This is a genomic window from Hymenobacter sp. BT188, from assembly GCF_014333585.1.
GTDB lineage: Bacteria > Bacteroidota > Bacteroidia > Cytophagales > Hymenobacteraceae > Hymenobacter.
In genome coordinates this window covers 696,945-716,774 of record NZ_JACSCW010000002.1, presented here as the reverse complement: position 1 = coordinate 716,774, position 19,830 = coordinate 696,945, and the positions used below count along the sequence as shown (strand labels likewise).

Sequence of the window (19,830 nt, the reverse complement as noted above, 5' to 3'; positions counted from 1 at the left end):
CTAAATGAAAAGACCAGAAAACTTATAATTTTTATAGTCGAGGTGTACTATTCGTCTGATTGGTGGGTTAGAAAAATATTCATAATAGCTTTATAAATTCACATAACACACTTATTACAAGCATGTTAAATAATTTCAGCATTCGTTATCTTAGTCTATCTCACTCACTTAACAACAATCAACTGAATGAAAAAAATTCTATTGATGAGCATGGTACTCATCCTCACTCTGTTTCGGCAGGTGAGTGCTCAGGACCGGAGCATATCAGGGCGGGTCACGGATCGACAGACGGGAGAAGGCCTGCCTGGAGTAACGGTACTTCTTAAGGGTACCACCAATGGCGTCTCAACGAATGCAGATGGCACCTTCACATTGGGTGTACCGGCTGCCGGGGGTAGCTTGGTGTTCAGCTCTATCGGCTACACGCAGCAAGAAGTAGTAATTGGGCAAGGCAATGAGGTAAATGTGGCTCTGGCCAGCGACACAAAGCAACTCAGCGAAGTAGTTGTTACGGCACTTGGCATTGAGAGGGAAACACGTTCATTAGGCATTGCCACGCAGGAAATCAAGGCGGAGCAAATTTCGCAGAAGTCAGAGCCCAACGTCTTGAATGCGCTACAGGGCAAAGTATCGGGTGTTAATATTACCAATTCCAGTGGATTGCCAGGAGCATCCACAAACATCAATATCCGAGGGATTACATCGCTACAGGGTAGTAATCAGCCCCTGTTTGTTGTGGACGGCATTCCAGTCAGTAATAATCTGGATCGGACAAGTGGTGGAGGTACGCTGGGCTCGTTGGGTGGTGCGCAAACCGCAAACCGAGCACTCGATATTGATCCGGAGACAATCGAGAGCATCAACATTCTGAAAGGTCCGGCTGCCGCCGCTCTATACGGTTCACGGGCAGCGGCAGGAGCAGTTATCATCACGACCAAGTCAGGCCGCAATGCCAATAAGAAATTAGAGATAACTGCTACTTCTGGTCTCGCGTTTCAGCAAGTATATGGTATTCAGGACTTCCAAAATGAATATGGGCAAGGCCTTAATGGCACTAATTTAACATCGCTACCTTCCGCTGCTAACCCGGCTTTCGGAGATGTTAATACGGGTAGTACTCAATCGTGGGGGCCTCGTTTCGATGGGCCAAAAACAGTACCTAATGGCTTAATTCTGGGTAATGGTAGTGAACTACCTTACCGAGCATACGAAGACAACATAAAAGACTTTTTCCGCACAGGTCGTCTGCTCACCAATGGTGTTAACATCCGTGGCGGTACCGCCGACCAGAACTTTGTACTGGGGATTAATAACACCGATCAGAAAGGCATATCGGAATTTAACGATTTGAGCCGCCTGAATGTGAATGTGGGTGGTAATACCTTGCTACTCAACAAACTTAGAGCTGGGGCCTCTATAAACTTCGTTACAACTGATCAGCTCGGCTCGGCAATAGGTAATGGAGCCAGTGCATTCGGGTCGCTGGTGAGTATACCGCGTAGCTATGATTTAATGGGCCTGCCTTACAAAGACCCAATTACAGGTAGAAACGTCTTTTTCGCGGGCACCGATAACCCTCGCTGGAATCGTGAGAATATACGAACTACCTCGAAGCTGACTCGATTTATCAACGTAGCCAATGTAAGCTATGACATTACGCCTTGGCTGAATGTGTTGTACCGGGGGGGCTTAGATACCTATACCGATCGTCGTAAAAACGTCTCTACTCCGAGTGGAGCCCGCGTGCCTACGGGCCAAATAGTTGACCAAGTCTTCTTTAGGAGCGAATTCACCGGTGACTTTATTGCGACCTTAAAGAAGCAAGGTATCCTGATGGAAGGCTTAGATGCTACTCTTTTGCTTGGTCAGCAAATCAACTCTCGTCGCTTCCAATCGATTACATCGCAAGCTGACAACTTACTTGTAAGTGGCTTCGAGAACTCTTCCGTTGCCTCCGTCTATTCCAATGGTACCGGCGAAACTACCAGTCTTCGTCGCCTATTAGGCTATTATAGCTCGCTGGATCTGGCCTACAATAACTATCTGTATCTGACCTTAACTGGCCGGATAGACGAATCGTCAACATTACCGAAGAAGAACAATACGTTCTTTTATCCTTCAGCTAGCGCTGCGTTCGTATTTACCGATGCTTTTAATATCTCATCGGATATTTTCTCATATGGTAAAATAAGGGCAGCTGCGGCTGAAGTGGGCCGTGATACAGATCCCTACAATCTAGGAACTGTATATGGGGTAGCTGCTTTTGGTAACAACGTTGCCAACCTAAACTTCCCCTTCAATGGAGCAGGTGGGTTTGCTTTAGGAAATCAGCAAGGCAACCCTGATTTGAAACCTGAGTTCACTCGTTCCTATGAAGGCGGAGTCAACCTTGGGTTTTTCAAGAACCGTCTGAGTATTGAGGCCACTTATTTCTATCAGACAAGCCGTGATCAAATCATTCCATTAGCAACGCCAGCCTCAACAGGCTATAGAACCCGCATTGCCAATGCCGGCCGATTAGATAATAAGGGTATAGAAGGCTTAGTATCGTTCAGCCCTATCAGCAGCGACAATTTCACCTGGAACGCTACTCTAAATTATACGCGTATCCGCAATGAGGTTGTTTCCCTGATCGAAGGAGTAACAAGATCGGCTATTGCGGGCGGGGCATTCATCGGCACAACACCTTCTTTCGTAGTTGGGGAGCCTTATGGAGTTATTGTAGGCTTCAAGAAACCAACTTCTCCTGATGGCAAATACCTGATTAATCCGACCACCGGCCTGTTTGCGCCTGATGTAGCCGGCGAAATCATCGCTGACCCAAATTATGATTGGCAGGCAGGATTAAACAACTCCTTTTCTTACAAGGGCCTCACCTTTTCGTTCTTGGTTGATACCAACCAAGGGGGCGACGTAGTTTCGTTTACAAACAACTTTTATAAATCGGCTGGTGCTTTAGAAGAAACAGCAAGAGACCGAGAGCTTCCCCGGGTTATTCCAGGTGTTATTGAGGAAACTAACGCCGATGGAAGTAAGTCTTACCGCCCGAACAACATTCAGATAAGTGCCCAGGATTACTGGAGATCATTCGGCTTACAAAGCGACCTAGGTGTGTACGATGCCACGGTATACCGCCTACGGGAAGTAACGCTTGGTTATAGCCTTCCCAAGCCAGTGTTGGAGCGCCTCCCATTCGGAGAAGTCAATGTTTCATTTTCAGGACGTAATCTTTTCTACTACGCTCCTAATGCCAATTTTGACCCCGAACTCAATACGCAGGGCGCTGGCAATATTCGGGGCCTTGACCTGCAGGGACCGCCGAACTCCCGCACATATGGTGTAAACCTTCGCTTCACTTTGTAGACCATGAAAATGAAATATTCCTTTCTTGCCCGTTATGCTGTAGCAGGAGCTTTATTCCTAGGTGCTGCAAGCTGCGATAAAGACGAGTTTTTTGGCGATAATGTTGATCCTAATAGCCCAGGTGAGGTACCTGCAGGTGTAGTACTTAGCTCGCTCCAAGCCAGTACGGCTTTCATCAATAGCAATACGATTGGCCGAGTGGGTGAGCTATTTGTACAGCATATGGCAGGTGCTGAAGGCATTCAGACTCCGGCCTATGACCGCTATGCTATTCGGGGTGATTTTAATAATGAGTGGGAATTCGACATATATGCTGGTGCTTTAGCTGATGCTCAAAATATCATAGACACTGGTGATCGGAGTGGACCTGCCTTTACGGGCATCGCTAAGCTTTTGAAAGCATATAACTTCGCCGTAGCGACAGATATATGGGGTGATGTGCCTTATTCGCAAGCACTTAAAGGATCCGCCCAGCTTCAGCCTCGATTTGACAAACAGGAGGACATTTACAAAGGCAACTCACAGTTAGAAATCCAAAGCTTATTCGATTTGGTGCGGGAGGGCCTTAGTGATTTAGATCAGCCACCGGGTCTTGTTGTGCCAACTGCCGCCAATGATTTAATCTACGGAGGCAGCATTCCGAGATGGCGAAAATTTGGTAACACGCTGCTGCTCAAGTTCGCACTTCAGATAAGCAAGAAGGAGCCAGCCCTGGCGGCCACCGTCATAAGAGAAGTATTGGCAAAAGGTCCGGCGAATTACATATCAGACAATGCGGACGACTTTCAGCTGGCTTTTGGTACTACCGTAGGCAATCAAAATCCCTTCTACTCCTACAATGTCACAAACCGTCCGGGTGATCAGATAGCCAGCCAACGCTTCATCGATAGCATGAACCTGCGGAATGATCCGCGCCTACCGCGCTTTTACTCCACGTCGCCCGCTAACGCAGCAGCTACTACCACGGCCTTCGGTACTTTCACGGGCTTTCAAAATGGCAGCAATAACGCCGTAGCAGCCCTTGCTAACCGTTCGCGTCTCGGCCCCTACCTTTTGGGTAACAGTGGCGACGCACCCGTGCGGATGCTAACAAACTTCCAGACCAAGTTTATTTTGGCAGAGGCAGCCCTATTGCTCGGCACCGGCGGCGATGCCCAGGCCTTATTTACCCAAGGCATCAGGGCTTCAATGACAAAGGCGGGCGTTGACGCTGCGGCTATTGATGCTTATCTCGCCAACCCCGCAAATGCTCGTTGGGTAACGCTTTCTGGCTCGAACACCAAGAGACAAAACCAGATTATTACCCAGAAATGGATTGCCTTGTTTGGTAATGGCTACGAAGCCTGGAATGACTATCGGCGTACGGGCTTCCCACGCTTGGCTTCCGTAGAAAACCCCAGTTCGGATAGTCCAACTATCCCGCAGCGTTTCTTCTACACCAATGGGGAAATATCCGCCAATGCGAACCAGGTTCCAGCGGACCGGCCCAATATTACGGTTCCGGTATGGTGGGCCAGCAATTAAGGTTGGATACTTTTTTTAAAACGAGATAGTCATGAAAAATAACATAATCCGCTTTGTAGCCCTCCTTATACTGTCGGCAGTCACTTTCTCTTGCGAAAAGGACTATGGTGATAAGCTTGGGCCCCTCGATGATAGTATTGCTGAAATTCCGGTGACGGTCAAAAACGCTCAGTACCATGAACGGGTACCAGTCATTACGACCTCGGTAGCCGCTGGGGGGCAATTTGATATTGTTTTACAGATTCCGGCTGGTAGAGGCACAATAAGAGAAATTAGCCGAGTGGCTACCGGAAATACGCTGGCTAACTTAAATACCGGAGGCGCTTTCCTGCTTAACTACAATACTGCCACCAGAACGCCCAGCCCTATTGCAGGTAATGGCAGCAATGAAATCACTTTTTCAACTAGCTTAAGCGCATATTCAGCTTACCGTACTCGATTGACTACTGTAGCTGGGTATAACGCTGGTCTTAACACTGCAGGTGATGCTGCAACAGTGAGAATGACTACCGGAGCTAATCCAGTAGTTAATGAACGAGATCCAACTACACTTCGCTATTGGTTTCTCGTCACGTTGGAGAGCGGGCAAGAAATTATAACAACAGAAGTTCGGGTGCGTATTTTGCCTTAAGCACTTTTCCTTGGTCATAAAAAAGCCCTCCAGACCATATCTAGGGGCTTTTTTATGACTAGTTTGTCTGTAGCGAGGCTAAAATCTTGTGGGCGACTTCTACCGGGTCGGCGAGCTTATCCTCCGTATGAAACGCGACAAACTTATCGACCTCGCTAAACTGCCGGTTGTCAGTTCCGCGAATCTGCTCCTGCATACCTGTATCGAGTACGCCTGGTGAGATAGTTTGAACACGCACCCCCGTACCGCGCAAGTCCTGCTCCTTCTGAATAGCGCGCGACAACGTATCGAGGGCAGCTTTGGAGGCCGAATAGGCAGCCCAGCCATCTACGGCGCGCTGCGCGGCCCCACTGCTGATGTTAAGGATAGTGCGAGGGCAGTTCATGGCGGCGTAATTACTCAGGAAAGTATTCATGAGCATTGCCGGAGCTACCAGATTCACGTCGAAGGCAAACGTAAAATGCTCATTGGGAAGCTCGCCCACGTAGCCTATCTGGCCTAACACTGCCGCATTGTTTATCAGCGTAATGCTGGATGCATCGGGGTGGGGGGCAAATACTGTGAAGAGGTTGGCTTCTACAGCCAAAATATCAGATAAGTCGAGGGGCCGGTGATGGTAACGGGCGTGCTCAATGGTAGCGTGGCGTGATACTCCTATCACCGTCGTATCGGGTTGGCGCAGTATTTCTTCGGCCAGTGCTTTGCCCAAGCCTCGGCTGGCGCCAGTGATAATGTAATAATGCATTGGTATAGAAAGTAAAGGTGAGACCGTCGGAGGAAATTCTTATACGGACAAACCAGTTGCAGAGGAAGTCTAATAAAAAAGGCGGCTCTGAGGAGCCGCCTTTTTTACAGTAGTAGTTAAGCAATATGTTGCCTATTCAGCAATACATATGATCAGAGAATATACTGCGACAAATCGCGGTTGCGAACCATGTCGCGGAGGCGCTCTTCTACTAGCTCGCGGGTAATTAGGATGTGCGCGTTGGCGCCGATACGGTCGGGCACATCAAACAGAATGTCATTAAGCAAGCGACTCATAACGGTATGCAGGCGGCGGGCTCCAATGTTTTCCACCTCTTCATTCACCTCAAAAGCAATTTCGGCCACACGCTCCAAAGCAGCGTCATCAAAGGATAGCTCTACTTCTTCGGCCATTAGAAGTGCCTCGTACTGCTTGGTAAGGGCGTTCTTAGGCTCTTTTAGAATCCGATAGAAATCAGCTTTGGTGAGGCTTTGCAGCTCAACGCGAATCGGGAAGCGGCCCTGCAACTCGGGAATCAGGTCGCTGGGTTTGGCTACGTGGAATGCGCCAGCGGCAATAAACAGAATATGATCGGTGTTGATGACGCCATACTTGGTGCTGACGGCCGAGCCTTCCACGATGGGCAGCAAATCGCGCTGCACGCCCTCACGGCTTACATCGGGGCCACCTCCCCCACTTTTGCCGTTGCGGCTGGCTACTTTGTCAATCTCATCGATGAAGATGATACCAGCATTTTCGGCGTTGCGAATGGCTTCGTCCTTCACCTCATCCATATCGATGAGCTTAGCCGCTTCTTCATCAAGCAGAATCTTACGTGCCTCCGCAATGGTGACTTTACGCTTGCGGGTTTTCTTAGGGATCATGCTGCTTAGCATATCCTGAAGGCCGGCCATCGAGGCTTCATCCATGCCACCAGGTCCGCCTACTACCCCAATACCGGGGGCGTTACTCTGCTGAACCTTGATGTCGATTTTGCGGTCATCGAGCTCACCAGCCCGAATTTTCTGGCGGAATTTCTCGCGGGTACGCTCGTTTAGCTCATGGTCACTGTCGGGCATTGCGCTCCCCTCACCACCAAATCCGACGGAAGGCTTAGCTACTGTAGTAGAGCCGCTGGAAATAGGCGGAATAAGCGCGTCCAGAATAATATCTTCTACCACCTGAGCGGCCTGCACTTTTACCTCCTCCTTGCGGCGCATTCGCACCATATTCACCGACTGCTCCACCAGATCGCGCACCATGCTTTCCACGTCGCGGCCTACGTAGCCAACTTCGGTAAACTTGGAGGCTTCCACTTTCGTGAAGGGCGCATCGGCGATGCTGGCTAGGCGGCGGGCGATTTCTGTTTTGCCTACGCCCGTTGAGCCAATCATGAGGATATTGTTGGGCACTATTTCGCGCTGCATATCGGCGGGGGCATGCAGACGGCGCCAGCGGTTGCGTAGTGCAATGGCCACATGGCGCTTGGCATCATGCTGGCCAATGATGTATTTATCGAGTTCGGCCACTATCTGGGCCGGGGTAAGAAAAGAAGCTGATTCGATCATGGGATAAATAAAAGGTGGGCCGGTGTGAAACCCACAGGTGGTGAAGTAAGCTGCTGCTCGTAAGCGGGACTCTTATACGTCGTGCTTACCGGTTAGGCTATCGACGTGACTCCACTTACCAAACAAATTACGATAGGAAAAGTGTGTCGCTAGCTGACAATATTGGCCCACAAAAGGCGGCATCCTAGAGGACTCTGGGTGTAAGTTAAATAATTGATAATGAAATCAATTACTGCTATTCTTGTTGAAAATTGAGCTTAAATTTCGGGCCACAGTAAAGTAATTAGCCGCCCCTGAGGCATGGTAATAAGCGCGGGTATAGTCGAGCTGAAACTCGCTGATGCGCAGCATAGCCCCGAAGCTCAACCCAGCGCCCGCCGACGTATTTTCAAGGCGCAACTCGCGGCGCTGCAAGTGGTTGTAGCCTGCCCGCAGATGAAAGTTCTTGCTGAACAACAATTCGCCCCCCACTACAAAGTGCCGGGCAATTTTATCGCCCAGCGACTTTTTCGGCTTAATTTCCACCCCATTTTCGTCGAGCTGCCCGCGCTGGTTGGGGTCGAGATACACAATATCCAACTGCTGAAGATGGTGGGCCGTGATGGAGAGGCGCAAGGGCATATACTCAGGCTTGAAGGAAGCCCCGAGCTGCACATCGAGCGGCATAGGCTCGCGGGCGGCGCCAGCGTAAGGCTGGAGCTGGTAGCCTACATTACGCACCGTGAGGCCAACCGTAAAGTCCTGGGTTGGGTGTTGAAAAATGCCCCCCACATCGACCAGCCCAGCCAGTGAATGATTGCCGGCAATCCCAGACACGGCCAGCTTGAGCGTGCCGGCCAGCGTAAAATTGCCACTGGTGTAGGCATCCGATACGCCCAGCGCGTATTCATTTACTGAGAATTCGCCCAGACTTGTGCCGGCCGCGTCGAACTGCTCAAATCGGCCGTAGTTTAGATACGTGAGCCCCACGCCAAGCCGACCCAGTGACTTGGTATTGAAAACGTAGGCGGCCGTACTCTGCTTGATATCAGAGAGGTAATCAACGTAGCCGAGCGCCAGCTGACCATCCATGTCGGCGTTGAGCAGGGCGGGGTTACCGTAAATCATGGTCGCATCAGCATCGCGGGAGCTGACGTTGACGCCGCCCAAACCGGCCAGCTTAGCGCTGGGGGGCAAATTCAGGAAGGTAAATGCTTGCTGCCCCCCAATTTGGGCTGCCGCTGGCTGGCTGTTTAATACTGCACCCAGCACCAAACCAGATAAGGCAAGTGAAAAACGTGAGGCCAATGGACAAATCATCGTTCCAAGATACTGCGATTAGGCTACTCCGACTTCACTTCACCGCAGTAAAATAGAAAGATCCGTGCCCGCCGGGTGCATTCACGCAGTCGTTGGGGGGGTATTTCCACCTACTGCAAGGATGCGCCCGGCGAGCACGGATCTTCTTGTTCGCTTACGATACCTCTACACTTGGGCCATATAGCGCTGGCGCAGGCTCGTCGCGCACTGTGAGTTTAATTGGATTAGCCACCAGCTCGTCCAGCAAGGCTACTTTCAGCACATCATCAACGCGGGCAGCGTAATGAATCGTCAGATCCTTGAGATACTCGGCTGAAATCTCCTGAATGTCCTTACGATTCTTATCGCAGAGAATCACGTCCCGGATGCCGGCGCGCTTGGCAGCCAGAATCTTTTCCTTGATTCCTCCCACTGGCAATACTTTGCCGCGCAGGGTAATCTCGCCCGTCATAGCCAAGTGCGAACGGATTTTACGCTGCGTAAACACCGAGGCAATGCTGGTGAAAATAGCGATACCCGCGCTCGGACCATCTTTGGGAACGGCACCTTCCGGAAAGTGAATGTGTAGATCGTATTGATCGAAAAGACGGTGGTCGATACCCAACGAATCGGCGCGGCTGCGCAAATACGACAAGGCAGTAACGGCCGACTCCTTCATCACGTCGCCGAGCTGACCGGAAAGCGTCACCTTGCCACGACCACGACTCAACAGGCTCTCGATAAAGAGAATATCGCCCCCTACCGACGTCCAGGCTAAGCCCGTCACTACGCCAGCTGTTTCGTTGTCTTGATACAGGTCCCGGTCGAAAGTAGCGGCGCCGAGAATGCGGCTGATGTCCTTTGGCTCCAGCACCGCAACGTGCGCCTCTTTCAAGGCTTTGCTCTTGGCAATGTTACGAGCTACTGATCCAAGCTTGCGCTCCAGGCCACGCACCCCCGACTCACGGGTATAATCATCGATTACGCGCTGCAACGCGGGCTGCGTAATGCTCACATCCTTCGGCGTCAGGCCGTTTTCGTGGAGTACTTTCGGCCAGAGGTGCTTTTTGGCAATCTGGGTTTTTTCCTCCAGTGTGTAGCCTGTCAGGTCAATGATTTCCATCCGGTCGCGCAGGGCCGGGTGAATGGTATCGAGGGAGTTAGCGGTGGCGATAAACAGTACCTTAGACAGGTCATACTCTACCTCCAGATAGTTGTCAGTGAACGTGGAGTTTTGCTCCGGATCGAGCACTTCCAACAGGGCCGACTGCGGGTCGCCGCGGAAGTCAGCGCCTACCTTATCAATCTCATCCAGAATTATAACCGGATTCGAAGCGCCAGCCTTTTTGATTTGGGAGATAAGGCGGCCCGGCATGGCGCCCACATAGGTTTTGCGGTGCCCGCGAATCTCGGCCTCGTCGCGTACGCCACCCAAGCTCATTCGCACATATTTGCGGCCGAGCGCCTTGGCAACCGAGCGACCCAATGAGGTTTTGCCCACACCGGGAGGACCATACAGGCACAGAATCGGTGCCTTCATATCCTGCTTGAGCTTCAGCACCGCCAGATACTCAATGATGCGGTCCTTCACCTTTTCCAGGCCATAGTGGTCCTGATCAAGAATTTTACGGGTGCGATTCAGGTTGAAATTATCCTTGGTGTACTCCGACCAGGGCAAATCGAGCAGAAACTCAACGTAGTTTACGCTCATTGGGTACTCGGCCGCCGCAGGATTCACACGGCTTAGCTTATCCACCTCCTTAGTGAAGTGCTTAGCAACGGCTGGGGGCCATTTTTTATCCTTGGCACGAGCACGCAACTTGTCTAACTCCTGGTCGGGACCATCGAAGCCAAGCTCGTCCTGAAGTACTTTGATTTGCTGGCGCAGGAAATAGTCGCGCTGCTGCTGGTCGATGTCGGTATGAACCTTGTTCTGGATTTCGTGCTTGATTTCCAGAAGCTGAATCTCCTTCAGCATCATTTCCAGCAGGCGCGTACCACGCTCCACGCCATCGTTGATTTCCAGCAGCTTCTGCTTCAAGCCTACCTCTACATTGATATTAGAGGACAGGAAATGGGTAAGGAAAGCCGGCGATTCAATATTATCCAGAGCAACCTGAGCCTCCTGCGGGATTTCAGGGTTGAGCTTAAGCATCTTGGCGGCCGCATCTTTCAGCGACGACACCAAGCCTTTCACCTCTTTGGTAGTCTTGTTGGGAAACGTTTCAGGGAAATAGCTGACGCGCGCCGTCAGATAAGGGCTGTCCTGCTGCTCTTCTTCTACCTTGAATCGGCTTTGGCCTTGGATGATGATAGTGGTGTTGCCATCGGGCAGTACCAAGAGCTTCAGGATCCGGGCCATGGTGCCCACTTCATATAACTCGGCGAGAGTTGGATCGTCGCTTTGGGTATTCTTTTGGGCCAAAACGCCCACAATCTTATTGCCGCGGTACGCTTTGCGCACTAGGCGAATACTCTTTTTGCGCGTTACGGTGACGGGTAATACCACGCCCGGAAACAGCACCGTATTACGCACGGGCAATAAGGGCAGCACCTCGGGCGCGTCCTGCCCGGAAAGAGTCTGATCGGGGTCAGTGGCAATGATGGACACCATCTCGGCGGGATCTTCAGCCATTAGCAAAACGGATGATTTGGGACGGCGCGAATTGCGATTTTCACTCATAATAATACAATAGGGGAAAGCTGGCGGCGCCAGAATGACAGAATTGCAGCGCTCCGTAGCTCCCCAGGGGCAACGGTAGTCCGAAGGTACGGCTTTGGCAAGTGCTATGCCACTAAAGCCCATTGGCGCCGCGCCGACAAATCGGCATAAATACCGGGAGGCAGCGAGCCAATCAGGCAGATAATAAGCTTAGCACTTGCATTGAAAAACTTTTATTTTTGGTCTCTGGCGCGGCAATTGTAGCGGCTCTTTGGTTCAAAAAACGTCGTATGCATCGCTTAACGGGTCTGGTTTTACTGCTTTGGTTTTTAGCCGTTACGAATACGTACGGACAGCAGCCCACGGACAAGCCTTTGCAGGTACGGCCGCTTACGGGCAAAAAAGCCCCCCAGCTACGCTTACGTCCCGATGCCACACCCAGCTTCCCCAACATAAATCGGGTGGCATATTATCAGGACAAGAAAGCGCTCAAAGAAATTCAGCGAGCGGAGAAGCGCAAAAACTGGACGCAGGCCCGCAAGCTGCTCGAAGCGTATGTGCATCAGTTTGGTATCCAGAATTTTACCAAGGATACCCCGATGCTTTGGCGCTTAGCCCAGCTTTGTGAGCGCACCGGCGATGAGGCGCGCGCCAAAGCTTACTACCGCCTGGCGCTCAAACATCACCGACACGATATTACCAAAATTCAACTCTACTACGACTCGCTGGAGCAGAAAACCCAGGATCTGTACGTGCCCCTGAAGACGTACTACGACTTGGTTGAATACCGTAAAAATATCGTCACGTTTCACCCACCCAAGGGAGTGTATACGAGCATGGGCGACGGTATTAACTCCGACGTGGAAGACTATGGCCCGACGCTGAATTCGGAAGCAGGTTTGTTTATATTCTCTTCCAAGCGCAAAACCCGCGGCATTACCACTCCCGTGATTGATGAGGACTTATACACGTCGCGCAAGGAAGGCGACTATTGGACTGATGCTGAACCGCTGCCTAAGCCTATCAACTCACCTTATAATGAGGGGTCAGCGTGTATTACCAAGGATGGTCGCACCATCTACTTTGCCCGATGCGAGTGCCCAAACTGCCACGGCAACTGCGACCTGTTTCAGTCGACCTTTCAGGATGGGCAATGGTCGGTGCCCAAGAGTTTGGGGGCCAATGTGAACTCAACGTCGTGGGACTCGCAGCCGACATTATCACGGGGAGAGGACACGCTTTACTTCGCTTCTGACCGGCTGGGGGGCTTTGGCTTATCGGACATCTGGTACACCGCGAAGCAAAAGAATGGACAGTGGGGCAAAGCCCAGAACCTGGGCCCTGTGATTAACACGCGCGAAAGTGAGGTCAGCCCGTTTTACCACCCGATGTATAATATGCTGTATTTCAGCTCCAGGGGGCAATTATTGAACTACGGCGACTTTGATATCTACAAGAGCTACCGCGTGCAAGGACGCTGGCAGGAGCCGCGCAACGTGGGCCCACTGGTAAACGGAAAAGGCTCGGAGTACTACTTCACCATTGATGGCGACTCCAAGAATCTGTATTATGCTCGGTCGGAGATAAAAGACCTCAAGAACCTCGACCTCTACTCCTTCCCGCTCCCAATGGAAGCGCAGCCATTGGCCACAACACACGTGGAAGGCGTATTGGCCGACTCAGTAACCAAAAAGCCGCTGGGGGGCATTGTCAGCATTATCGACACTGATAACGGCATTGAGGTAGCCAGTAAATACCTGCGCCCCGACGGCTCATTCGACTTTGATTTGATCGAAGGCTCGCGCTATGTAATGCTAATTCAAAGCCCGGATTTTTTCAGCGTGGAGAAGCAATTTGAATTGAAAGGCGACACGTTGATGCGCCTGCTTACCAACTCAATTGACTACCGTCTGCCCCTAATTTTCCGCAATATTGAGTTCGACCAGGGTAAATCTGCTATCCTCCCATCCATGCATAAGACGCTGGACCAGATTACGTTGTACATGGTCGATCATCCCACGTTCCGGCTCAGCATCTCAGGCCATACTGACTCCAGCGGCGACCCTGATGTGAACGTTGCCCTATCGCAGGACCGCGCCCAGGCCATTCGTAATTATATTGAGCAGAAGGGCAAGCTGAAACCTAATCGCATTGATAATACAGGGTACGGCAGCACCCAGCCTTTGCGGGAAGAGAAAACCGAAGAGGACAGTCGGTTCAATCGTCGAGTGGAGTTTCGCTTGATTAAGCCCGAAGAGAATAAAGACGCGGGCGCGGGCTGGTAGCTGTCAACTGATCTACCACTACCACACATACGTGGCAGCAGCCCCAGCCGGCAGCGTATGACTCACGGTTTGCTCCTCGCGGCGGATACCGAAGATTTTGGGCTTAGTGCCTTCATTCAGAACTATTACGACAAGTCTGTCGGCTGGCGTGCGAAAAGCTACATTCGGCAAACCAGCCACTTCCGACGAGGCTACGCGCACCGAACCAGGAAGCACGAACTTGCTGGCGTGGGCGATGATGTAATATGCATCTTCGCGCCGCACCGAATCTCCGTCGATGGTAATTGCCCCCCGGCACTCCGTGCAGCCGCCGGGCGTGTGCGGGTTTTGCTGAGAGTCGGCGGCCAAGTTCCACTCCAGCACAGTACGCGCCCAGTTGCGCGGCGCGCCGATGACGAGGTTTTTGATGTGCCAGCCGAAGTTATCGGCAAACTTGGTTTTGGAGCCCACCCATTGTTCAGTGAAGTAAATGTGCTTGTCGGGGTACGCCGCGTGTACTTTGCTTAGCGCCTCAATTTGCCCCCCATACAAGTGAAAAGCCGAGCCATCAATGTAAGCTCGGGCTTCTGGGTCGTTGAGAACGGTAATCGGGTACTCCGGCTTGTCGGCGTTGTGGTCGTAGATGATGATTTTGGTATTGAGCATGGCGTGCTTGAATGCCGGACCGAGGCTGGTTTTGATAAAGCTAGCCTGCTGCTCGGGCAGCATGAGCAGGCTGGGGTTGTTGCCGGGGTGCAGAGGTTCATTTTGTACCGTAATGGCGTCGATGCGAATGCCTTCCGCCGCGTAGCCCAGTACGTACTTTACAAAGTAGCGTGCGTAGGCATCATACCATTCGGGTTTGAGACTGCCGCCTTTGGAGTCACCATTAGTTTTCATCCAGGTTGGCGGCGACCAGGGCGAGCCAAGTAGCTTAATACTCGGATTGATGGCCAGAATCTCTTTCAGCACCGGAATCAGATGCTCCTTATCCGGGGCTAAGCTAAAGCGCGCCAGCGTCGGATCAGTCTCACCGGGGGGCAAATCATTGTAGGAAAACACCCGGTCATCGAGGTCGGAGGCGCCAATGCTCAGGCGTAGATAACTTATGCCAATAGCATTGCCTTTGGTGTCAAATAGCTCACGCAATAGCTTAGCACGGGCGCTGGGGGCCATTTTGTGCAGGAGCATTGCGCTGCCACCTGTGAGCGTATAGCCAAAGCCATCCATAGTTTGAAAGCGCTGCTGCACGTCAACGGTAATAATGGAAGCATCGGCTGGGACCGTTGTTCCTATCGGCAAATCAGGCTGCGCGGCGAAGCGCTCCAATTGCGTCGGATTGGTAAGCCACACCTGCACTGCGCCGGCATGGGCACGGTCGCTTTTGGAGCTAGGTAAAACACCACAACCAACAACAAAGGCCAGAAGTCCGGCACTTAGTAAAATCAGGGTTAGGGAAGATCGCATATCGGTGAAAGTAATGAATAACCAGCTGGACTATTCACTACTCAAAAACCAGTTCACCTCGCTACCTTCTAGCCGATGGCTGGAACCGGAAATGCTGCCTAAAAAGTCAACTTCTGCTCGTCATTGCCGACACGAAACAGGGCGCTTTGCTTTTTACCGCCACTATCCAAATTCACGATATTCATCTGGTCTTGAAAGGTATCCAATAGCAAGCGGTGACGCAGATAAATGCTAGTGGCAGCCTTGGGGGGCATTTTTACGGAGAAGTACACCCAATGTGCGTCCTTGTCCTTTTCAATACCAACGAATCGGAGTGGCAGGGTTTCGCCGGGTTTGGTACCAAAAGTCACCGAACGCTGGAGCAACGCCGTAGTCAGGCTGGAAACCTGCGCAGGGGAAAGCTTATCGAAAGTGACCATGTTTGACTGGCCAGCGCTCAGGCCTTTCTCAAAATCATCGGTAAATACCTTGAGCGCTACTTCCAATTGCTGCTTTTTAGGATTGTACTGCACGTCCATGATGCTGGCGTGGTAGGCATGCGCCATAGCAGCGAAACTAAGCAGACACAAAGCGCAGAAAACAAGTAGATGACGCATAATCAGGAGGTTGTAAACAAAAATAGAACGAAGCAGGACTCCGTTCTATCTAGGTAAATACACGACAAATAAGTTCTAAAACAGCGTTTTGAACAGGTCGTTGAAGATCACAAACACCATCAGGCTCAGCAGCAAAGCCATACCTACCTTCTGAGAGTTCTCAAGAAACTTATCGGAAGGCTTGCGGCCTGATACCATTTCATAGGTCAGGAACATGACGTGGCCGCCATCAAGGGCCGGAATGGGGAGCAAGTTCATGAAGGCCAGCACCATGGACAGCATGCCGGTCAGGGTCCAGAACTTAATCCAGTTGAAGGTACCGCCGTAGGTTTGGGCAATGGCCATCGGACCGCCCAGCGACTTGCTAGCCGAGGCTTCGCCCCGGAAGATCTTACCAAACGCCTGTACCTGGTTGCTCACAATGCCAAACGCCTGCGAAGCGCCAGCCGGAATGGCTTCAATGAAGCTGTAGTCTTTGGTCGAATATTGCAGCAACGACTTGGGCAGGAAACCGAGAGTTCCTTCCTCTTCCACATTGGCGGTAAGGGTAATAGGCTGGCTATTTCGCTGCACAAGCAGGGCCGTAGCTTTGCCAGCATTGTCTTTTAAAGCTTGCTGTAGCTCAGGGAAAAAGTTAATTTCCCGGTCACCTACGCGCAGAATACGGTCGCCGGGCTGTAAACCAGCTTTGGCGGCGGCGCGGCCAGCTACTACCTCGCCTACTTCAAACGGATTAAGCGGCTCTACGAAGCGCGCCGGATCGTTTTGGCTATCGGACAGGCGGTCCATAAAGTCGCCGGGCAACTTGATGTCGAGCAGCTGGCCATTGCGCTCCACGGTGTAGTAGCTCTGGTTGCCCATCACCACTTCCGGGTCGTACACGTCGTCGAATTGCTCGAAGGGGCGGCCGTTGATTTTTACAATCTTGTCCCCTTTACGGAAGCCAATCTCCTCCCCCAACTTGCTGGGAACCACGCCAAAGCGCACCTCCGAAGCTGGCAAATAGCTCTGCCCGTACTTAGCCGTCAGAATAGTGAAAATGAGGATACCAGTGAGGACGTTTACAATAATGCCCCCCAGCATCACAATCAGGCGCTGCCAGGCTGGCTTGGCCCGAAATTCATACGGTTGTGGCTCCTGGCTCATCGCTTCCGTATCGAGCGACTCATCGATCATACCCGTAATCTTGACAAAGCCCCCCAGCGGCACGGCGCCAATCATGTACTCAGTTTCGCCGAATTTTTTGCCGAATAATTTCGGTGGAAAGCCGATAGCGAATTTCTCTACCCGCATTCCAAACCATTTGGCCGTTAGCATATGCCCCATTTCGTGCACACCCACTAAAATAGTCAGCCCCAAGATGAGCTGCCCGGCCATTATCAGAATATCCAAAGCTTTTTGTGTTTACAGAGTTAAGAGAATCGGTGGTCTGCGCTAGTTGTTGTCAGTCTAACAGACGATAGATAAGCGTAAGTCAGCCTCACGACGCAGAACCCGATGGGACTGCAACGAAGCGGTAGTAGTGCTTCGTTCCGCGATACTGCACTTAGAATGACACGGGGTTTTGGGTTAATGTTTTAAAAAATCCTGCGCCATACGGCGCGTTTCCTGGTCGGTTTGCACATAATCATCCAGCGCAGGCTCGGCAAGGTACGAAACCTTCGACAGGCAGTTTTCTACCAGGTCGGGCATTTGTAGAAAGCCGATGTCATCGCGCAGGAAAGCAGCGACCGCAACTTCATTAGCCGCATTGAGAATACAGGGCGCATTGCCGCCCCGGCGCATGGCTTCGAAAGCCAGCGGCAGGTTGCGAAACGTGCTCTTATCGGGCTGTTCGAAGGTAAGTTGAGGATAATCGAGGAAGGAGAAGCGCGGATATTTGCTGGGCAAACGCTCGGGATAGCCTAAAGCGTATTGGATGGGCAACTTCATATCGGGCAGGCCAAGCTGGGCTTTCAGTGAGCCATCTTCGAACTGCACCAAGGAATGAATAATGCTTTGCGGGTGCACCACTACTTCAATCTGGTCGTCGCGCAGCCCAAACAGCCACTTAGCTTCAATCACCTCTAGCCCCTTATTCATCAGTGAAGCGGAGTCGATGGTAATTTTGGCCCCCATATCCCAGTTGGGATGCTTGAGTGCCTGAGCCTTCGTCACGGTAGCCAATTCCTGCATGCTGCGCCCCCGAAAAGGCCCCCCAGACGCCGTGAGAATAATCTTTTCAATCGGATTCCGCTCCTCGCCTATTAAGCACTGGAAAATAGCTGAGTGCTCTGAATCAACCGGATACAGACCCACGCCATGCTTTTTGACTAAGCCTGTAATAAGTTGTCCGGCTACTACCAACGTTTCTTTATTAGCCAAGGCAATGGTTTTGCCAGCCTGAATGGCGCGCACGGTAGGCAGCAACCCGGCGTAGCCAACCATTGCTGTTAGCACGATGTCGGTATCGGGGCGACTTGCTATTTCTTCTAGGGCCGCAATACCCGCTAAAACTTCCGTTGGTTGCCCCGCCAGCGCGCTTTTAACCGTTTGGTAGTGCTTTTCATCGCCTATAACAACAGCGGCTGGTTGAAACTCTAGGGCCTGCTGGATCAATAACTCAGCATTGGAGTGAGCCGAAAGCGCTGAAATAGTAAATCGGCCCGGCTGTGAGCGCACCACGTCCAAAGCTTGGGTGCCGATGGAGCCAGTAGAGCCGAGTAGGGTGAGACGTTTGGGTGGGTGGGACATGCGAAGCGGTGACGTGCGTTAGCAAAGGTAAGCCGCGGTTTCAGTAAATAGGCGGTCATGCCGAACGCAGTGAAGCAGCCCGCCTTTGACGGACAAGATTCTACTGCACCTTAACAATTCGTACGGCCTTGCCATTGAATACTGCCTCCTCTCCTGCCCGCTTCCCGCTTAGCGCCATTGCCACCGGCGCTACAGCCGATACGGCGAAGTAATCTTTGCCATCCACGGTAAGCTTACCAGCACTAATGCTGATGAAAAAGCCCCCCATACTCGTCTCAACCAACGCGCCGGGCCGCACTGTATCGCAGACTTGTTCGGGGTTGATGCGCGCTAGTTCGGCTTGCAAGTTCTGGGCTTCGCGGATCTGTACGGCATTGCGGTTGCGCTCCTCCTGGGCCATGGCGCGGCCAGTTTCGTACTTGTCGCCAGCGCTACTTTTGGTTTCGGAATTAGCCGATTCCTGGGCGGCTTGCATGGCTTGAGTAGCAGCAGCAACTCGTTGCTGAACGTAGGCGAGGCAAGCGGCGTGGAGACGAGGTTTTATTAGCTGGTTTGAGCTTTCCATTCAATGGTTTGTTGCTGCTTTATTTCCCAATTAAATAAGCTACGCCCCAAGCTATTTATCGAAGCCCCTTCCGCTAGAAGAGAAAATCCAACTCTGCATTTTTTGGGCAAAGATTCTTGATTATCAATAATTATATGCAGAGCGGTGTGCCCTTGATCGTTATAACAGTAAGCCTTAATTGACAAATACCATGGGCCATAGCCCTCATCCTTCCCCTCTTGAAACCATATTTCATGCGCAGTATTACTTGGGAAGTTCATCAATGACTTACCAAACTCTTCAAAGGTATTTGTGTAACCCAAAAAGCTTATTGACTGACGAACCCAGCTTGTAGAAACAGTAAGATCAAATGTGCAGTAATCATCGTAATAATTACTTGCAGAGATTACTATTAAATCGTCACCCATTTAATAGGAGCATCTACAGCAAATATT

14 protein-coding genes are annotated in these 19,830 nt (G+C 51.5%); 4 read left to right on the top strand and 10 right to left on the bottom strand.

Annotated elements, in window-relative coordinates:
* Positions 1 to 186 precede the first annotated feature (186 nt).
* The 3 genes from H8B13_RS07170 to H8B13_RS07160 are packed head-to-tail and all read left to right on the top strand — an operon-like array spanning position 187 to position 5,518.
* Positions 187 to 3,363 (top strand): SusC/RagA family TonB-linked outer membrane protein, encoded by a 3,177-nt coding sequence (locus H8B13_RS07170; RefSeq protein ID WP_187310107.1) that lies wholly within the window; start codon positions 187 to 189, stop codon positions 3,361 to 3,363.
* A 9-nt stretch (positions 3,364 to 3,372) separates the two neighbouring features.
* Positions 3,373 to 4,887 carry a SusD/RagB family nutrient-binding outer membrane lipoprotein gene (locus H8B13_RS07165; protein WP_187310106.1) on the top strand — a complete coding sequence of 505 codons (1,515 nt, stop codon included), beginning with the start codon at positions 3,373 to 3,375 and terminating at the stop codon, positions 4,885 to 4,887.
* Positions 4,888 to 4,918: 31 nt separating this feature from the next.
* Positions 4,919 to 5,518, top strand: a complete 600-nt coding sequence (locus H8B13_RS07160) for a hypothetical protein (protein WP_187310105.1) — start codon at positions 4,919 to 4,921, stop codon at positions 5,516 to 5,518.
* Between the two features lie 58 nt (positions 5,519 to 5,576).
* Here H8B13_RS07160 and H8B13_RS07155 read toward each other — a convergent pair whose 3' ends face one another.
* The 4 genes from H8B13_RS07155 to lon form a co-directional block, all read right to left on the bottom strand.
* Positions 5,577 to 6,263 (bottom strand): SDR family NAD(P)-dependent oxidoreductase, encoded by a 687-nt coding sequence (locus H8B13_RS07155; protein WP_187310104.1) that lies wholly within the window; start codon positions 6,261 to 6,263, stop codon positions 5,577 to 5,579.
* A gap of 152 nt (positions 6,264 to 6,415) precedes the next feature.
* Positions 6,416 to 7,831, bottom strand: coding sequence for an ATP-dependent protease ATPase subunit HslU (hslU, locus tag H8B13_RS07150; protein WP_187310103.1), 1,416 nt, complete (start codon positions 7,829 to 7,831; stop codon positions 6,416 to 6,418).
* 225 nt (positions 7,832 to 8,056) lie between these two features.
* Positions 8,057 to 9,130 (bottom strand): type IX secretion system protein PorQ, encoded by a 1,074-nt coding sequence (gene porQ / locus H8B13_RS07145; protein ID WP_187310102.1) that lies wholly within the window; start codon positions 9,128 to 9,130, stop codon positions 8,057 to 8,059.
* A 154-nt stretch (positions 9,131 to 9,284) separates the two neighbouring features.
* Entirely contained in the window at positions 9,285 to 11,744 is a 2,460-nt protein-coding gene (gene lon, locus H8B13_RS07140; RefSeq protein WP_187310101.1) for an endopeptidase La, read from the bottom strand.
* A 317-nt stretch (positions 11,745 to 12,061) separates the two neighbouring features.
* Here lon and H8B13_RS07135 point away from each other — a divergent pair, with 317 nt between their 5' ends.
* Positions 12,062 to 14,056, top strand: a complete 1,995-nt coding sequence (locus tag H8B13_RS07135) for an OmpA family protein (protein WP_187310100.1) — start codon at positions 12,062 to 12,064, stop codon at positions 14,054 to 14,056.
* A gap of 18 nt (positions 14,057 to 14,074) precedes the next feature.
* Here H8B13_RS07135 and H8B13_RS07130 read toward each other — a convergent pair whose 3' ends face one another.
* From H8B13_RS07130 to H8B13_RS07105, 6 genes are all read right to left on the bottom strand, one after another.
* Positions 14,075 to 15,502, bottom strand: a complete 1,428-nt coding sequence (locus tag H8B13_RS07130) for a glycoside hydrolase family 30 protein (protein ID WP_187310099.1) — start codon at positions 15,500 to 15,502, stop codon at positions 14,075 to 14,077.
* 98 nt (positions 15,503 to 15,600) lie between these two features.
* Positions 15,601 to 16,047 carry a DUF6702 family protein gene (locus H8B13_RS07125; protein ID WP_187310098.1) on the bottom strand — a complete coding sequence of 149 codons (447 nt, stop codon included), beginning with the start codon at positions 16,045 to 16,047 and terminating at the stop codon, positions 15,601 to 15,603.
* A gap of 126 nt (positions 16,048 to 16,173) precedes the next feature.
* Positions 16,174 to 17,490, bottom strand: coding sequence for an RIP metalloprotease RseP (rseP, locus tag H8B13_RS07120; RefSeq protein ID WP_187310097.1), 1,317 nt, complete (start codon positions 17,488 to 17,490; stop codon positions 16,174 to 16,176).
* Positions 17,491 to 17,667: 177 nt separating this feature from the next.
* Positions 17,668 to 18,831 carry a 1-deoxy-D-xylulose-5-phosphate reductoisomerase gene (locus H8B13_RS07115; RefSeq protein WP_187310096.1) on the bottom strand — a complete coding sequence of 388 codons (1,164 nt, stop codon included), beginning with the start codon at positions 18,829 to 18,831 and terminating at the stop codon, positions 17,668 to 17,670.
* 100 nt (positions 18,832 to 18,931) lie between these two features.
* Entirely contained in the window at positions 18,932 to 19,396 is a 465-nt protein-coding gene (locus tag H8B13_RS07110) for a 3-oxoacyl-ACP synthase (protein ID WP_187310095.1), read from the bottom strand.
* Positions 19,375 to 19,803 (bottom strand): hypothetical protein, encoded by a 429-nt coding sequence (locus H8B13_RS07105; RefSeq protein ID WP_187310094.1) that lies wholly within the window; start codon positions 19,801 to 19,803, stop codon positions 19,375 to 19,377. The genes H8B13_RS07110 and H8B13_RS07105 overlap by 22 nt, the downstream gene beginning before the upstream one ends.
* Between the last annotated feature and the right edge of the window lie 27 nt (positions 19,804 to 19,830).

Excerpts from the sequence above, each read along its gene's own strand:
- H8B13_RS07170 (WP_187310107.1), top strand. The coding sequence starts at position 187 with ATGAAAAAAATTCTATTGATGAGCATGGTACTCATCCTCACTCTGTTT.
- H8B13_RS07165 (WP_187310106.1), top strand. The coding sequence starts at position 3,373 with ATGAAATATTCCTTTCTTGCCCGTTATGCTGTAGCAGGAGCTTTATTC.
- H8B13_RS07160 (WP_187310105.1), top strand. The coding sequence starts at position 4,919 with ATGAAAAATAACATAATCCGCTTTGTAGCCCTCCTTATACTGTCGGCA.
- H8B13_RS07155 (WP_187310104.1), bottom strand. The coding sequence starts at position 6,263 with ATGCATTATTACATTATCACTGGCGCCAGCCGAGGCTTGGGCAAAGCA.
- hslU (WP_187310103.1), bottom strand. The coding sequence starts at position 7,831 with ATGATCGAATCAGCTTCTTTTCTTACCCCGGCCCAGATAGTGGCCGAA.
- porQ (WP_187310102.1), bottom strand. The coding sequence starts at position 9,130 with ATGATTTGTCCATTGGCCTCACGTTTTTCACTTGCCTTATCTGGTTTG.
- lon (WP_187310101.1), bottom strand. The coding sequence starts at position 11,744 with ATGGCTGAAGATCCCGCCGAGATGGTGTCCATCATTGCCACTGACCCC.
- H8B13_RS07135 (WP_187310100.1), top strand. The coding sequence starts at position 12,062 with ATGCATCGCTTAACGGGTCTGGTTTTACTGCTTTGGTTTTTAGCCGTT.
- H8B13_RS07130 (WP_187310099.1), bottom strand. The coding sequence starts at position 15,502 with ATGCGATCTTCCCTAACCCTGATTTTACTAAGTGCCGGACTTCTGGCC.
- H8B13_RS07125 (WP_187310098.1), bottom strand. The coding sequence starts at position 16,047 with ATGGCGCATGCCTACCACGCCAGCATCATGGACGTGCAGTACAATCCT.
- H8B13_RS07115 (WP_187310096.1), bottom strand. The coding sequence starts at position 18,831 with ATGTCCCACCCACCCAAACGTCTCACCCTACTCGGCTCTACTGGCTCC.
- H8B13_RS07110 (WP_187310095.1), bottom strand. The coding sequence starts at position 19,396 with ATGGAAAGCTCAAACCAGCTAATAAAACCTCGTCTCCACGCCGCTTGC.
- H8B13_RS07105 (WP_187310094.1), bottom strand. The coding sequence starts at position 19,803 with ATGGGTGACGATTTAATAGTAATCTCTGCAAGTAATTATTACGATGAT.